The organism is Pseudomonas sp. S2_H01, assembly GCF_054668305.1.
Map to the genome: position 1 here is coordinate 4,380,600 of NZ_CP162756.1, position 16,082 is coordinate 4,396,681.

Sequence of the window (16,082 nt, forward strand, 5' to 3'; positions counted from 1 at the left end):
CTTTTCGGAAAGCACCTACGCAGGGCATTCCAAGGCATTATCAGGCAAGTGTATAAAGGCCTTCGCTTCCGAGGGAGGCCTCGGAGAGGCCAGGGTCTAGGCAGACGCCTGGCGTGGACGGATATTCATCCCATTGAGGCGCGGGTGTCACCCGATTCTGCCGGGTAGAACTCGCCCTCCAGCCCTAGCGCCTGCAAGCGCTGGCGCACCTCTTCTTCGATCTCCAGCACCTGATCCGGGTCGTCGATGTCGTCGACCATCAGCCAGACGCCCGCTACGTTCTGGTCGTGCGTGCCTTCGCTGAGCATGTCGTGAGTGAACGTGTCGTTCGAGCGCCAGAGGCATAGCTCGTCTTCGTTGTGGCCACTTTCGGCCAACGCTTGCGCTGTTGTGAGCCAGACTTCCTTGTACGGCCGCAGGTCTGCTTCGGCAAGTTCTTGCAGTGTGATGACTGTCTTCATGTCGTGCGCTCCTTTCAGTGCCTAACGTGTGACGTATGGCGAGCGAAGAGCGTTCCCGAGAACTTGCGCAGACGGACGAAGTGGCCGTTGAACCGACGCGAGTCGAGGGTGGTCGATCAACTATTGTTTGACGACTCCTCTTTATCGGGAGGTTCGCAAAAGGAACGTGCCATGACCGAATCAACGCTGTTCACACGCAGACGATTACTCACGCTGGCCGCCGGTGTGTCGGCTGCGCTGGCGTTCGATTCCGCAGCCGGTGAGGGTTCGCCGTCACGCGACCCCCGTTCTGACACGCCGTCCGACCAGCAAGGAGAATCCGACATGCTGACCCGAAATATCCCCTCCAGTGGCGAGGCCGTGCCGATGATCGGTGTCGGCACCTATCGCGGTTTCGATGTCGAGCCTGGCAGCGACGCCTATAAGTTACTGCCTGAGGTGCTCAACGAGCTGTTCCGGGCAGGCGGTACGGTGATCGACAGTTCGCCCATGTATGGCCGCGCCGAGCAGACCACCGGCGAGCTGCTGTCGATTCATCGGCCGCGCTCTCCCGCGTTTCTGGCCACCAAGGTCTGGACCCGGGGACGGGCGGAGGGAATTGCGCAGATGGAGGCTTCGTTTCGTCTGCTGCAAACCGATCGCATCGACCTGATGCAGATCCACAACCTGCTGGACTGGAAAACCCACCTGCCCACGCTGCGAGAGTGGAAGGAGCAGGGGCGCATTCGCTACATCGGCATCACGCATTACACCTCGTCGGCGTATGACGAGGTCGAGGCGGCACTCAAGGCCGAGCCCTTCGACTTTCTGCAGATCAACTATGCGCTGGATGACCGGGCGGTTGAGTCAAGGTTGCTGCCGATTTGCCGCGAGCGTGGCGTCGCGGTGATCTGCAATCGGCCGTTCGGCGGCGGCGGGTTGTTCGGGCGTCTGCGCGACAAGCCGTTGCCGGGCTGGGCCGGGGAGGTGCAAGCGAAGAGCTGGCCGCAATTGGCGCTGAAATTCCTGATCTCCCATCCTGCGGTGACCTGTGCGATTCCGGGGACGGGCAATCCGAAGTACATGAAAGAAAATGCCGGCGCGGCGATGGGGCCTTTGTTGACCGATGCACAGCGCCAGCAGTTGATTGCGTTGGTGGGGTGATGCGCTGTCTAGATTGGCAACCGTTACCTGTAGGAGTGAGCGTGCTCTCGAAGGTGAGCGTTGGTCGACATGGATGTCGCTGACCGCATTCGCCACCGTCGTAACCTCCGACAGCTCCTACAGGTGACTCAAGGCGAGTGATACCTCAGCGTTTAACCGGCGCCGGTAGGGTCACGAGCTTGACGTACTCGTCCCAGAATCTTGGCTGATCCACCGCGAACACCACCTTGGCCTTCTGCGTGCCGACCGGCGCGCCTTTTTTATACCCCATCGAACGGCCGTAATCCGGGCCGAAATGGGCGTCGACATCCACCCACAGGTCTTTCGATTCAGTGACCAGTTCCGGGTGCACCAGGAACAGTGCAGGCAGGCTGTCCCACGTGAAGCTGTGATGGTTCGGGTCCTTGTCGAACTCAGGCCCGAGCACTGTTTTGTACAGGTCAGGGATCACGCCTTTCTGCGACACGATCCGCTTGTACACCGACGCGTCGAAGATGACGTTCTCGCAGACGTCGTTGGGGAAGATCACGTGCTCGATCGGCGAGCGCAGGACGATTTTTGCCGCCTCCGGGTCGAACCACCAGTTGAATTCCGCGGCGGGCGTGGTGTTGCCAGGAATCTCGATGGCGCCGCCCATGTAGACGATGCGCTTGATCAACGGCACGATTTCCGGCGCGCTGCGGATGGCCAGTGCAATGTTGGTCAGCGGACCGACGGCGAGAATCGTCACCTCGTGCGGGTTTTTCTTCACGCTGTCGACGATGAACTGCACGGCGGATTCGCTGCGCAGTGTCGTATGTGTCGCCAAGCCGTCCGGTGGCGCGACCAGCTGCGAGGCCGCAGTGGGACGGGGATTCTTGAACGCGCCCGGCCAGCCGGATCCGAACAGGGCTTTTTCCTGCTCATAGGACGCGAAGTCGTGCAGCAGCGGATAGGCCGCGCCGGTGTAAACGCCGATTTCATTCTCCACGCCCATGCGCTCGACGGCCTTGAGCGCGTCGACCTGTTCCTGATCGACCCAGGCATTGCCGCTGACCAGCGTCATGCCCAGCAGGTCTATGCGTTTTTGCGCGTGCAGCTGCGCGAGCATGATAAAGGCCTGACCGTCATCGTTGAGCACATTGAAGTCGGTATCGAAGATCACCTTTTCCGCCGCCTGCAGCGAGGTTGCGGACAGCCCGAGGGTCAAGGCCAGGGCACAGCTTTTCAGAAACGCCTGCATGAGTGGTGTCCATCGTTGTTATTGGAGAAATACAGACCCTGTAGGAGCGCGCTTGCCCGCGATTGGGATCTGTCTGTGACAGTGATGGCGCATGACACACCGCAATCGCGGGCAAGCGCGCTCCTACAGGGTTGGTGTCGATTATCTGTTCACCAGCTTCGCCGGCAGCGCCACGACCAGCAGGCTGCTGAGAATCAGGCAACCGGCGAAGAACCACAGCGCGCCTGCGCTGCTGCCGGTGACGTCGATCGCGATGCCCATCATCGAGTTGCTGACCAGCCCGGCGATGTTGGCCAGCGAGCACGCCAGGGCGAAGCCGGTGGCGGCCGCGCGGCCTTTCAGGAACGTCGCTGGCAGGCTGAAGAACACGGGCACTGCGCCGATGATTGCCGCCGACGCGACAGCGAACAACGCCACGGTCGCGACCACGTTATGGGTGAAGAACGGGCTGGCGGCCATGGCCACCGCACCGATCCAGAACGGCACGATGATGTGCCAGCGGCGCTCGCGGCGGCGGTCGGAGCTGGCGCCGATCATCAGCATGCCGATCAGCGCGGCCACGCTGGGCAGCGCGGTCAGAATCCCGATGTGGAAGGTGTCGGTCACCCCGGCATTCTTGATGAAGGTCGGCATCCAGAAGCCCATGGCGTAGGCGCTGAGCAGGATCGAGAAGTCGATACCGCCGAGCATCCACACCTTCAGGTTGAAGAAGCCGTCACGGAAGCTGTGCTTGCTGTCTTTGCCTTCGGCATCGTCCAGACGCAGCTCGCCCTCCAGCAGCGTCTGCTCGGAAGCGTTCAGCCATTTCGCATCTTTCGGTGCGTTCGGCAGGGCCCAGAAGGTCAGTACGCCAAGCAGCACACTGGGCACGCCTTCGATCAGGAACAACCACTGCCAGCCGCGCAGCCCCGCCGTCTGGTCGAAATGCCCCATGATCCAGCCGGACAGTGGACCGCCGATGACGCTCGACAGCGGCAGACCGATCATGAACAGCGCAATGATGCGGCCGCGACGGTAGGTCGGGAACCAGGTGGTCAGGTAGAACAGCACGCCCGGCAGAAAGCCCGCTTCGGCGGCGCCCAGAAAGAAGCGCAGAACGTAGAACTGCATCGGCGTGCTGACGAACAGCGTGCAGGCCGAGAGCAGGCCCCAGGTGATCATGATCCGGGCGATCCAGATCTTCGCACCGACTTTTTCCAGCACCAGGTTGCTCGGCACTTCGAACAGGATATAGCCGACGAAAAACAGCCCGGCACCCAGGCCGAAGGCGGTTTCGCTGAAGTGCAGCTGATCGAGCATCTGCAGCTTGGCAAAGCCGATGTTGATGCGGTCAAGGTACGCGGCCAGGTAGCAGAAACACAGGAACGGAATGAGCTTCCAGGTGATCTTGTGGTACAGCGCTTTGATCGGGTCCGCGACAACGGTCGCGGCGGTTTCTACATTCGCAGAGGGCATGGGTGTCTCCTGGCGGTTCTTCGACCGATGAGCACAGTCGCGGCAGATCTTGCCTGCGTTTGCTGCGTTCTCATACGGCCTGTTGTGGTTTTTGTTTGCCGCACATCCAGTACTTTGGCAAGCACCGGGTGGCGGCTTCCAAAGGCAGTGTCAGAAGACTGGGCGTCGCTTCGCCGGTCCATGGCGAAACAGTGTCCAGTGAGTGCGCGATTAACCTGCGCGACCAGTGCTCTGTGGCCTGGTTCTGACGGCGGAATGTCCGTTTCTGCCGGTGAAGCGTTTGTTGCATGCTCCTTTCGGCTACCGATCTGCTGTGGGAGCGAATTCATTCGCGATGGGTTGGGTCAGGCGACAAATGTGTGCCGAATGTACCCACGTCTCGCGAATAAATTCGCTCCCACAGGTTTCGTGTTGGCCTGACAGGGCGCGGTCGTCTCAGGTCATTTCTTGAACTGGTTAATAACCTCCTGCTTGCTCACCACGTCCCCGTATTTGCTGTCGATGTCGAACAGGTTGGCCTCGTGCGGATCGGGGTGGCGGTCGCCGACGCATTCACGCACCACGATGGTCCGGAACCCGTGCTGCACGGCGTCTACCGCCGTCGCCCGGATACAGCCGCTTGTCGAGCAGCCGGCCAGGACCACGGTATCGATGCCCATGGCGTGCAGCATCGAGGCGAGTGACGTGCCGAAGAACGAGCTGGCGTATTGCTTGCTGATCACCACTTCTTCCGGCAGCGGCAGCACTTCTTCGCAGAACGCCGCCAGCGGGTTGCCCTCGACCATGTCTTTCATCACCGGTGCTTTCTTCACCCACATGCCGCCATCGGCAAAATGCCCAGGGTGATAGCGGATGTTGGTGTGCACCACCGCAATGCCGTGTTGCCGCGCGCTGGCGAGCAGCTCGACGCTCTCGGCCACGGCGCTGACCACGCCCGGTGCAAACAGCGGTGCGCCGGGTTGGGTGTAACCCTGCATGAAGTCGATCATCAGCAAGGCCGGTTTCTGACCGAAGCCAATGCGATTGCCCCAGACGCCCTGATAGTTGGCGTCGGCGCTTTGCTGTTCACTCATTCCGTTCTCCTTCAACAACTTGAGTGGTTGGCGGCAAACACGCTCCTACATAACGTTCAGCGCCAGATGAGCGACGTCGCTAGCGCAATGTCGTGCCCAAAAAATCACCAAACGCCGCAAAGAACCCCGGCAGGTTGTCCCACGGGATCATGTGCCCGGCGTTTTCCACGCGGGCGATCAGGATCGCGGGTTGCAATTGGCGGATTTCCGCTTCGTCCTCGGCCTGAATCACGCCGCCACGGCCGGCCACGATGAGCAGGGCAGGGACGGGCAGGTTCGGCAGGTCCTGATGGAAATCCACCTCGTGGAAGTCGTTGAAGGCACGCACGATGGCCGGCTCGTAGCAGGTGTGCAGCCATTCGGCGCGCAATTGCAATTGTTCGTCGGTCCAGGTCGGGCAGAAGACACGCATGTCTTCGGCGCTCATGCCGTTTTGAGACTGACGAATGGAATCCACGTACCACGGCAGTTTCGAGGGGTATTCACGACGACCTGGCCCTGAGACGGGCGGATCGATCAGCACCAGGCTCTTCAGGCCACGGGGATTGCGCACGGAGGTCCGCGCCGCGAATCGTGCGCCCATGGAGTGGCCGACCAAGTGATAACTGTCGAGCCCCATGGCGTCGGCAAACGCGCTGATGTCATCGGCGCAGGTGTCGACGCTGTAATTCAGCTCCGGGCCGCTGGAAGACAGACCACGACCTCGGGCATCGATCACATACGTATCAAAGTACTGACCCAGTCGCTCGGCCACGAAACCCCAGGTGATCGCCGGGCTGGTGATGCCAGGGATCAGGATCAGTGCCGGCTTGTCGGCGTGCCGTGTACCGCCGTAGCGCAGATAGTGCTGCCGGATACCGTTGGCTTGAACGTTACCGCCCTGAATGAATGTGCTCATGCGATGGCCCCCGATTTCAGTTCCTGGCCATACAGGTCGTACCCATAGACCCACGCGGGGTCTTCCTGGGTGCGAAGCCAGGTGTTGGCATTGGAAACCGCCTGAACCCGGGAGGCGCGCTCCTTACGGTTGGTTTCATACAGCTCGAAGGCGGTGCGGTAATCGGTGAGCCCGGTTTCCTGCAGGCAGCGTGTCAGCATCGCGGCGTCTTCGATGGCCATGCCGGCGCCTTGCGCCATGTGGGGTTTCATCGGGTGGCAGGCGTCGCCCAGCAACACCAGACGGCCACGGCTCCACAGCGGCAGCGGGTTGCGGTTGAGCAGCGGCCACTTGGTCACGCTTTCGGTGGATTCGATCAGCGCCTGCACGGTCGGGTGATAGTCGGCGAAGGCTTCATACATTTCCGCCTGACTGCTGTCGACGAAGTTGCCGTCGAAATCCCATGCCGGGTGCGGAACGCCGGTGACGTAGTAGTACTCATCGCGCTTGCCGGTGGTGTGGTAAACCATCATGTGACGGTCCTCGCTCCACCACTTCACGCAGTTCTCGAAATTCAGGTTGTATTTGGTCAGCACGTCGCTGCGAATCAGCGCGCGGTGTGCGACCCAGCCGCTGTACAGCGGTTTTTCATGACCGAGCAACTCTTCGCGGATCTTCGAGTTGATGCCGTCGGCACCGATCACGATGTCCGCGTCGGCATGGGTGCCGTCGGCGAAGCTCATGCGCACGCCATTGTCGCGCTCTTCAAGGGTGGTCAGGCATTTGCTGAAGTGCACGCTGCCCGGGGCGAGGGTGGACATCTGCAAGGCGTGAAGGTCGCCGCGGTGGACGGTGATGTAGGCCGCGCCATATTCCTTGCGTGAGAACTCGCCGAGTGCGATGCGGGACATGTAGTCCCCGGTCGCACCGTCACGGCTGAACCAGAAATCCGGATGGGAACCCATGTCACTGAGCTGCTGCTCGATGCCCATGCGCCGAAAGATTTTCATGATGTTCGGACCCATGTGGATCCCTGCACCGATGCGCGAGAACTCAGGCGCCTGCTCATAGACATCGACCTTGAAACCGGCCTGCTGCAACAGCGTGGCAGCGGCTGCACCACCAAGACCGGCTCCGACGATGGCGATTGTTTGCGAACTGGGCGTAGCGGGGTGAGTTGGCATGGCGCGCTTCCTTCGTGTTTCGTGAATCTCGATGAGTGGTGGGGCGAACATCGTTGCCGCTGCATTACGTTTTTAAAGTGTATACGCTGAAATTTTGAAATGTGAACTGGTATTTCAAAAAATACCCTGCGACGTCGCAAACAGGCATGTCACCCTTGGTAACCCAGCAAATAAGCCATGTGTGTGCGTAGGTAACGAAGTGGCTCGTCTATTGCAGACCGCGTTCAATTGATGTCTTATCGCGTTTAACTAGTGTGTACGCTTCAAAAAATGCACTAGTCTGATGCGGGATGCCTTTCAATGGTGCATTCGGTGCCATGTGATTGACCTGAGCCGAGTGACGAGGAGACAAGATATGCCGGTTAGCGATTGCGAATTGACCCAGATGTTCGAGCACGTCCTGAAACTGTCGAAGGTGGACACGACCCAGAGCGTTGCAGTGCTCAAGAGCCATTACTCCGATGCGCGCACCGTGCGCGCGGCCATGGACGCCGCCCAGCGTCTGGGCGCCAAGGTCTATGCGGTGGAATTGCCGTCGTTCAATCATCCCAAGGCCATGGGCAATGACATGACCGCGTACTGCGGCGACACCGCGCTGACCGGCAACCTCGCGGCCCAGCGCGCGCTGGAGGCAGCGGACCTGGTCGTCGACACCATGATGCTGCTGCACTCCCCGGAACAGGAGCAGATCCTCAAGACCGGTACGCGCATCCTGCTTGCCGTCGAGCCGCCTGAAGTGCTGGCGCGCATGCTGCCTACCCTGGCCGACAAGGAGCGGGTGCTGGCGGCTGAAAAGGTGCTGAAATCGGCGCGCTCGATTCATGTGAAGTCCCGCGCCGGCAGTGATTTTCGCGCCCAGCTGGGTCAATACCCTTCGGTGACGGAGTACGGTTTCGCCGACGAACCGGGCCGTTGGGACCACTGGCCCAGCGGGTTTCTGTTCTCCTGGCCAAACGAAGAAACGGCAGAAGGCACGCTGGTGATCGACATCGGCGACATCGTGCTGCCGTTCAAGAACTATTCCCGCGAGCAGATCGTTCTGGAGATCGAAAAGGGCTTTATCACCGGGATCAAGGGCGGCTTCGAGGCTGAGTACCTGCGCGATTACATGAAGTATTTCAATGATCCCGAGGTGTACGGCATTTCCCACATTGGCTGGGGCTTGCAGCCGCGCGCGCAATGGACCGCCATGGGCCTGCACGACAAGAACGACGGCATGTGCATGGACGCCCGGGCGTTCTATGGCAACTTCCTGTTCTCCACCGGCCCGAACACAGAGGTGGGCGGGACGCGCAAGACGCCGTGCCATCTGGACATTCCGCTGAGGCATTGCGACATCTATCTGGACGATCAGGCCGTGGTGCTGGGCGGCGATGTGGTTGCGCCCGAGGCGTCGAAGGCCTGAAGCGGGCCGTCCATGACAAGGCAGGTTTCAAACCTGTGGGACCTGTGGGAACGAATTCATTCGCGATGCACCCGTACGGTCGCCGGAGATGCGTTGGCTGTACCACCGTCTCGCGAATGAATTCGCTCCCACAGTTCGGACTGCGGTGGGCTGACGATTCCCCTGTCAGCTTGCAACCGTTAATGTACCCACCACTTTCTACGTCCCTTGTCGAACGAGCGCTCCGTGTCCACTGATCATTCATCCAACAACCATCAGCCCTATACCTTCTCCGAGCAGGTCGGCCACTTGCTGCGCAAGGCGTATCAACGCCATCTGGCGATCTTTCAGCAGAACGTGGGTGATTCGCAGCTCACGGCGGTGCAGTTCGTGACGTTGTGCGCGCTGCGCGATCACGGGCCCAGCTCGCAGACCGAGCTGGTCAAGGCCACGGCAGTGGATCAGGCGACGATTCGGGGCATCGTCGACCGGCTCAAAGCGCGTGACCTGATCAGCCTCGATCCAGACCCCGAGGATCGCCGCAAGGTCATCTGCAGCCTGACCGACAGCGGCCTTCAGTTGGTGCAGGAGACGGTGCCACGGGCAGCGCAGATATCCGAACTCACACTGGCCAGGCTCAACCCGGCTGAACGTGTGGCGGTGCTGTTTCTGCTGCGCAAATTGATCGACGAGCCTGAGGAGTAAGCCGGTTCGTCTCCTTTTCGCCACGATATGATCGTACCCACGCTCCGCGTGGGCATGCCTGCGCTAACGCTCCGCGTCATTGTTTGAGGGCGCGAAGCGTCCGGAGTCGAGTGACCCCACGGAGCGTGGGCCCCCTCAAACTCTTCCATTAAAAACCTCCATTTCCATACAGCCAGATCCCTCCGTCCTACAGCCTTTTCTCCAGTGGCACGCTTCCTGCTCTCCTTTTGTGAAGTGAATACTTCATCAAAAGCGCGAGGCGCTGAGTAACACAGGGGGAGTGCGATATGAGCGAGCAGCCGGTGATGGCGCAAACGACCGTGACGCTTAATGTCAACGGTCAGGCCGCGTCCGTCACAGCCATGCCAGATACGCCGCTGCTGCTGATCTTGCGCAACGACCTGGCCCTCAACGGCCCGAAGTACGGTTGCGGGTTAGGGGAGTGCGGCGCGTGTACGGTGATCATTGACGGGGTGGCGGCACGCGCCTGCGTGTTTCCTCTGGCCGGTGCCGAAGGGCGCGAAATCACCACGCTGGAAGGCATCGGTTCGCGGGCGTGCCCGCACCCGGTGCAGCAGGCCTTCATCGACGAGCAAGCCGCGCAATGCGGCTACTGCATGAACGGCATGATCATGACGGCCAAAGCCTTGCTCGATCGCAACCCGCACCCCAGCGAATCGGAAATCCGCAACGAACTCTCGGCCAACCTCTGCCGTTGCGGCACCCATATCGAAATCCTCCGTGCGGTCATGCGTGCCGCTCGCCACCCGCTTTGAACGGAGCGAATCCCTTGAACCAGCCCATCACGCCTCCCACGACATTGCCCACGCCGACCCGCGACCACCTGTTGGCCAAGAACGGGGTCCTGCTGATCGTCGATGACATCCTGCCGCCTTCAGGGCCGGTCGCCAAAGGCGGCACGCCCACGGTCAAGCCCAAGGAACTGGGGCTGTTCATCGCCATCGACCAGGACAACACGGTCTACGCCTTCAACGGCCATGTGGACCTCGGCACCGGTATTCGCACCTCCCTGGCGCAGATCGTCGCCGAAGAGCTCGACCTGCGCATGGACCAGGTCACGATGATACTGGGCGACACCGAGCGCGCGCCGAATCAGGGCGCGACCATTGCCAGTGCAACGTTGCAGATCTCCGCGATTCCGTTGCGCAATGCCGCTGCCGAAGCGCGGCGATACCTGCTTGAACAGGCGGCGCAACGTTGGGGAGTCAGTGCGGGCTCGCTGGTGATCGAACACGGGGTGATCAGTGCCCAGGATGGTCGCAGCCTGCGCTTTGGCGAGTTGCTGGTCGACCAGCACGTCGAGCTGCGTATTTCCGGCAATGCGCCGCTCAAGCGCCTGGAAGATTACAAGCTGGTCGGAACGGTCGCAGCGCGCGTCGACATTCCGGCCAAGGCCACCGGCGAATTGACCTACGTCCACGACATGCGTTTGCCCGACATGCTCCACGGCCGTGTCATTCGTCCGCCCTATGCCGGTTACGACACGGGCGAGTTTGTCGGCACCAGCCTGCTGGAGGTCGATGAGTCGTCCATTGCGCACATTCCCGGCATTGTCCGCATTGTGGTGATCCGCGATTTCATCGGCGTCGTTGCGATGCGCGAAGAGCAGGCCGCCAAAGCCGCGCGGGAGCTGAAAGCCACCTGGAAACCCTGGCAGCACCCGTTGCCTGACATGAGCGACATTGAGCAGGCGATTCGCGACAACCCGAGCGTTCAGCGGGTGGTGCTGGACAAGGGCAATGTCGACGAAGCCCTGGCCAACGCCAGCGAACGGATGAAGCGCACGTATCTCTGGCCCTACCAGATCCATGGCTCCATCGGACCGTCATGCGGGCTGGCGGACTACCGCGAGGATGGCATCCGGGTCTGGTCAGGCACGCAGAACCCGCACATGTTGCGCGCCGACCTGGCCTGGTTGCTGGAGTACCCCGAAGAAAAGATCGAGATCATCCGCATGGAGGCGGCCGGTTGCTATGGTCGCAACTGTGCCGATGACGTGTGCGCGGACGCCGTATTGCTGTCGCGGGCCGTCGGCCTTCCGGTTCGGGTGCAACTGACCCGCGAACAGGAACACGCGTGGGAGCCCAAGGGCACGGCGCAATTGATGGAGGTCGATGGTGGCCTGACGGCGGAAGGCACCATCGCCGGTTATGACTTCACCACCAGCTACCCGTCCAACAACTCGCCGACCCTGGCGTTGCTGCTGACCGGGCGCGTCGAGCCGGTCGCGGCCATGTTCGAAATGGGCGACCGCACCTCGATTCCGCCGTACGACATCGAGCACATGCGGGTCACGATCAACGACATGGCGCCCATTGTCCGCGCGTCATGGATGCGCGGTGTATCGGCACTTCCCAACACCTTCGCTCACGAGTCCTACATTGATGAGTTGGCTTTCGCGGCGGGGGTGGATCCGGTTGAGTACCGTTTGCGCTACCTGCACGACGACCGCGCCTCGGAACTGGTGCGCGCCACCGCCGAGCGTGCGAACTGGTCGCCGCGCACACAGCCCATGCAAATCCCGGAAGAAGACGGCGTGCTTCGCGGTCGGGGCTTTGCCTACGCGCGTTACATCCACAGCAAGTTTCCCGGCTTCGGTGCGGCGTGGGCGGCGTGGGTCGCGGACGTTGCGGTGGACAAGCACACTGGCGATGTTTCGGTCACGCGGGTGGTGATCGGCCACGACGCCGGGATGATGGTCAATCCGGCGGGCGTGCAGCATCAGATTCATGGCAACGTCATTCAGTCCACCAGCCGTGTACTGAAAGAGCGCGTGACGTTCGAGGAGTCGATGGTCGCGAGCAAGGAATGGGGCGGTTATCCGATCCTGACCTTCCCGGAAGTGCCCAAGGTCGACGTCATGATGATGCCGCGTCAGGCTGAACCGCCGATGGGGGCGGGCGAGTCGGCGTCGGTGCCCAGCGCGGCGGCGATCGCCAATGCGGTCTACGATGCCACCGGCATCCGCTTTCGTGAGCTGCCGATCACCCCCGAGCGCATCCTGGCGGCGCTGAAAAATGCAGGCGATGAGGCGAACAGCAACCCGCCGCAATCGCCCAGGGCCAAGCGTTCGAAATGGCTGTTCGGGTCGTTGTTCGCGGCGTTCGGCGCGGTATTGGGCATGGCTGCGACCGCCTTGCCATGGCGCGCCGAAATCGCCCCCATCGCACCACCGAGCGCCGGCACCTGGTCGGCGGCCACGCTTGAGCGCGGGCGTTTGCTGGCCTCGGCGGGGGATTGCGCGGTCTGTCATACCGCACCGGGCGGCACGGTCAACGCGGGCGGTCTGGCGATGCAAACCCCATTCGGCACCCTGCACAGCAGCAACATTACGCCCGATCCTGAAACCGGCATCGGCAACTGGTCCTATCCGGCTTTCGAGCGGGCGATGCGTGACGGCATCAGTCGCGACGGCAAGCACCTATATCCGGCGTTTCCCTACACCGCCTTCCGAAATATCGACGACGCCGACATGCAGGCGTTGTACGCCTATTTGATGTCGCAAGCGCCGGTCAAACAGGTTCAGCCGGCCAACAGCATGCAGTTCCCGTTCAACATGCGCCCGTTGATGGCGGGCTGGAACGCGCTGTTTCTGCGCAAGGGCGAGGTGCAGACGCAACCGCAGCAAAGCGCGCAGTGGAACCGCGGACAGTATCTGGTCAATGGTCTGGGTCACTGCGCCGCGTGCCATTCACCGCGCAACCTGATGGGTGCGGAGAAGGGCGGTGCGTCGTTTCTGGCGGGCGGCATGGTCGACGGCTGGGAGGCGCCTGCGCTGAACCGTCTGTCGAAAGCACCCACGCCGTGGACCGAAGACCAGTTGTTCAATTACCTGAGCAGCGGGTATTCCGATGCCCATGGCGTGGCGGCGGGGCCGATGGGGCCGGTGGTGTCGGAGCTGGCGAAATTGCCGAAATCGGATGTGCGGGCGATGGCGGTGTATCTCGCCTCGTTGAATGGCTCGGCTGATGCGACACCGGCCGTCACCGAAGTCGCCTCGGCGGCTGAATCTGCTGCGGCGGTCTCAGCGCAATCGCTGAGCAATGGTCAGCGGGTGTTCGAAGGGTCTTGCCAGGGTTGTCACGCCGACGGGCTGGGGCCGAAGCTGTTTGGGGTCAGTCCGTCGCTGGCGAGCAATACCAACGTTCACAGCGCACTGCCGGATAACCTGATCAAGGTGATTCAGCAGGGAATTTCCAAGCCAGCGACGCCGGATCTGGGCTACATGCCGGGGTTCAAGGACAGTCTTTCGAATACGCAGATTAGCGATCTTGCGGCTTACTTGCGCAGCCGCTTCGCCCCGAATGAACCTCAGTGGACGGGGTTGTCGGAAAAAGTGGCGCATCTGAAAGCCAATCCCGGCACCCACTGACATCGCCGGCCTTGAATGACACCCCATCACCCTGGGGGAGCTGCCGGAGGTTACGACGGTGGCGAAAGCGATTCGTCTGACACACCGCATTCGCCACCGTCGTAACCTCCGGCAGCTCCCACAGGGGTGCAGCGCATTTCGTTGGTCATTCCTGCACGGGGTGGGTGTTAATCGTCGCGTTCGGCAACACCCTCACTCCGCGCACCACCAGGTCCTGAATGAACGCCAGCCAGTCCTGCCGCTGCCCCTGCGCGCCCATGTCCTGGCCCAGGAACGAGGTCAGGGTATGCAGGTTGGAGTTATAGAAGTAGCAGAGCGAGGCGATCATCAGGTAGACGTGCTTGAGGTCCACATCACGCCGGAACAGGCCTTGTTCCTGACCTGCTTCGATGATCGGTTTGAGCACGCCCACGGCCTCGCCCGACAAGCGACGCAGCTCGCCCGACTGTTTGGCGTGCTTGCCCTTGTGCAGGTTTTCGATGCTGAGGATCGCCACGAATTCCGGGTGCGTCACGTAGTAGTCCCACACGAACGCCACCAGTTGACGCAGCGTCTCGACGGGCGTCGACGGGTCCAGCTTCAGCGTGCTTTCGGCCTGGTTGAACCGCTCGTACGTGTGCTCAAGGACTTTGACGAACAGTTTTTCCTTGCTGCCGAAGTAGTAGTAGATCATCCGGTCGTTGGACTCGGCCTCGGCGGAAATCTTCTCGATGCGCCCGCCCGAGTACCCGTCGCGGGTGAAGACCGTGATGGCGGCCTGGAGGATGCGGGCGCGCGTCTGGTCGGCCTGTTGCGCGCGGACGCCGGTGTTCTTGCTCATGGTCGTCAGAGAATCCGGTACAGCAGACGTTCGACACGCACCCGGCTGACCCGGCGCAGAAACGTGCGCACGCCCATCGGGTATTCGCTCAGCGTGTCCAGTTCGTCGAACTTGCCGACGCGGTGGGTGTTGCGCATCAACAGGGCGATTTCCTCGGCGCGGGGTGTGAGCCATTCACTTTTGGGGTCGTCGATCAGCACCGCGTTTTCCAGGTCGAGCTGGAAGGCCCGAGGATTGAGGTTGTTGCCGGTCAGCAGCGTATAGCGCTCGTCGGCCCACAACCCCTTCAGGTGGTAGGTGTTGTCGCCGTCTTTCCACAGGTGGATGTTCAGACGGTGCCTGGCAACGGCCGTTTGATGCTTCTGCATGAAGCGTCGCAGGCTGATTTCATAAAGATAAGGCAGCGCCGAGATCACCTTGAACGGTTCCTCTGGCGGGATGAAGAAGTCGTTGGCGGTCTTGTCGCCAATGATGATGTCGATCTTCACGCCCCGCTTGAGCGCGCGGTTGATCTCGCGTTTCACCGAGAGCGGCATGTTGAAATACGGTGTGCACAGCGTCAGTTGATGTTGGGTTGCCGCGATCAGGTCGCACAACACTTTGCTCAGCGGGTTTTTGCTGCCGATGCCGAGCAGCGGAATGAGGCGAAACTCGCCGTTCTCACGGACACCTTCATTGATGTCATAGCTGGCGCGTTTGAGGCGCTGACGGAACTGGCGGATTTCCCCGCGAATGCTGCGAGAGGCAGGCGGCGAGGGCAGGTCGAGGCGATGCACGGCGTCGGATGGCAGGATTTCCTGCGTCACCAGACGCTGGAAAGAGTCGGCCAGGGCCTTGTTTTCCAGCAGTTGATAGCGGTCGAGGCGGTACTTGTTCAGCTTGTGCAGGTAGACGTTGTTGATGCTGGCGCCGGTGTAGAGGACGCAATCGTCGATGATGCTGCCCTTCAGGTGCAACACGCCGAACAGCTCGCGGGTCTGCACTGGCACGCCATAGATCGGCACCTCCTGATCGTGCTCCAGGTTCTGCGCCTGATACCACGCCGAGTTCCCGGCCTGTTTGCCAGCACCGATCAACCCGCGCTGGGCCCGGAACCAGTCGACCAGCACCACGATGTCGAGGGTCGGCCGTGCGGCTTTGGCGGCATACAGGGCGTCGAGGATTTCCTGACCGGCTTCGTCCTGCTGCAGGTACAACGCCACGATGCAGATGCGCTGAGTGGCCGACGCAATCTTTTCGAGCAGGGTCCGGCGATAGTCGGCGGCGCTGGGCAGGATGGTGATGGCCGCGCTGGACGATTCAAAGCCGCGCAGCGCTGCAAGGGTAGAACGTCGGAAGGGAGCCCGCATAAGCCTCTCGATGAGT

Annotated in this window: 13 protein-coding genes; 5 read left to right on the forward strand and 8 right to left on the reverse strand. The window is 61.5% G+C overall.

Annotation, left to right across the window (positions count from 1 at the left end; all coding sequences use genetic code 11):
- Window positions 1–125: 125 nt before the first annotated feature.
- Window positions 126–461, reverse strand: a complete 336-nt coding sequence (locus tag AB4N84_RS19660; RefSeq protein WP_460042728.1) for a hypothetical protein — start codon at window positions 459–461, stop codon at window positions 126–128.
- Between the two features lie 171 nt (window positions 462–632).
- Here AB4N84_RS19660 and AB4N84_RS19665 point away from each other — a divergent pair, with 171 nt between their 5' ends.
- Window positions 633–1,604, forward strand: a complete 972-nt coding sequence (locus AB4N84_RS19665; protein ID WP_460042729.1) for an aldo/keto reductase — start codon at window positions 633–635, stop codon at window positions 1,602–1,604.
- 145 nt (window positions 1,605–1,749) lie between these two features.
- Here the strand turns inward: AB4N84_RS19665 and AB4N84_RS19670 are convergent, their stop codons facing one another.
- The 5 genes from AB4N84_RS19670 to AB4N84_RS19690 all read right to left on the reverse strand — a co-directional run bounded on the left by AB4N84_RS19670 (window position 1,750) and on the right by AB4N84_RS19690 (window position 7,415).
- Window positions 1,750–2,826, reverse strand: coding sequence for a nucleoside hydrolase (locus AB4N84_RS19670; protein ID WP_460042731.1), 1,077 nt, complete (start codon window positions 2,824–2,826; stop codon window positions 1,750–1,752).
- Between the two features lie 141 nt (window positions 2,827–2,967).
- Window positions 2,968–4,281: an MFS transporter gene (locus AB4N84_RS19675; RefSeq protein ID WP_460042732.1), complete on the reverse strand. Its 1,314-nt coding sequence runs from the start codon at window positions 4,279–4,281 to the stop codon at window positions 2,968–2,970.
- A 440-nt stretch (window positions 4,282–4,721) separates the two neighbouring features.
- A complete protein-coding gene (locus AB4N84_RS19680) occupies window positions 4,722–5,354 on the reverse strand; it encodes an N-carbamoylsarcosine amidohydrolase (protein WP_460042734.1) in 633 nt (210 codons plus the stop codon).
- 79 nt (window positions 5,355–5,433) lie between these two features.
- Window positions 5,434–6,252 carry an alpha/beta fold hydrolase gene (locus AB4N84_RS19685; RefSeq protein ID WP_460042736.1) on the reverse strand — a complete coding sequence of 273 codons (819 nt, stop codon included), beginning with the start codon at window positions 6,250–6,252 and terminating at the stop codon, window positions 5,434–5,436.
- Entirely contained in the window at window positions 6,249–7,415 is a 1,167-nt protein-coding gene (locus AB4N84_RS19690; protein WP_460042737.1) for an FAD-dependent monooxygenase, read from the reverse strand. The genes AB4N84_RS19685 and AB4N84_RS19690 overlap by 4 nt, the downstream gene beginning before the upstream one ends.
- 355 nt (window positions 7,416–7,770) lie before the next feature.
- Here AB4N84_RS19690 and AB4N84_RS19695 point away from each other — a divergent pair, with 355 nt between their 5' ends.
- From AB4N84_RS19695 to AB4N84_RS19710, 4 genes are all read left to right on the forward strand, one after another.
- Window positions 7,771–8,820 (forward strand): 2,5-dihydroxypyridine 5,6-dioxygenase, encoded by a 1,050-nt coding sequence (locus AB4N84_RS19695; protein WP_074755217.1) that lies wholly within the window; start codon window positions 7,771–7,773, stop codon window positions 8,818–8,820.
- Between the two features lie 225 nt (window positions 8,821–9,045).
- The gene (locus AB4N84_RS19700) at window positions 9,046–9,504 is read left to right on the forward strand and encodes a MarR family winged helix-turn-helix transcriptional regulator (protein ID WP_460042738.1); all 459 of its coding nucleotides are present in this window, start codon (window positions 9,046–9,048) and stop codon (window positions 9,502–9,504) included.
- Window positions 9,505–9,791: 287 nt separating this feature from the next.
- On the forward strand, window positions 9,792–10,280 hold the full coding sequence (locus AB4N84_RS19705; RefSeq protein WP_460042739.1) for a (2Fe-2S)-binding protein: 489 nt from the start codon (window positions 9,792–9,794) through the stop codon (window positions 10,278–10,280).
- A 14-nt stretch (window positions 10,281–10,294) separates the two neighbouring features.
- Window positions 10,295–13,897: a molybdopterin cofactor-binding domain-containing protein gene (locus AB4N84_RS19710; RefSeq protein ID WP_460042740.1), complete on the forward strand. Its 3,603-nt coding sequence runs from the start codon at window positions 10,295–10,297 to the stop codon at window positions 13,895–13,897.
- Window positions 13,898–14,042: 145 nt separating this feature from the next.
- Here AB4N84_RS19710 and AB4N84_RS19715 read toward each other — a convergent pair whose 3' ends face one another.
- Window positions 14,043–14,717: a TetR family transcriptional regulator gene (locus AB4N84_RS19715; protein WP_460042741.1), complete on the reverse strand. Its 675-nt coding sequence runs from the start codon at window positions 14,715–14,717 to the stop codon at window positions 14,043–14,045.
- A 5-nt stretch (window positions 14,718–14,722) separates the two neighbouring features.
- Window positions 14,723–16,066, reverse strand: a complete 1,344-nt coding sequence (pssA, locus tag AB4N84_RS19720) for a CDP-diacylglycerol--serine O-phosphatidyltransferase (RefSeq protein WP_460042742.1) — start codon at window positions 16,064–16,066, stop codon at window positions 14,723–14,725.
- Window positions 16,067–16,082 lie beyond the last annotated feature (16 nt).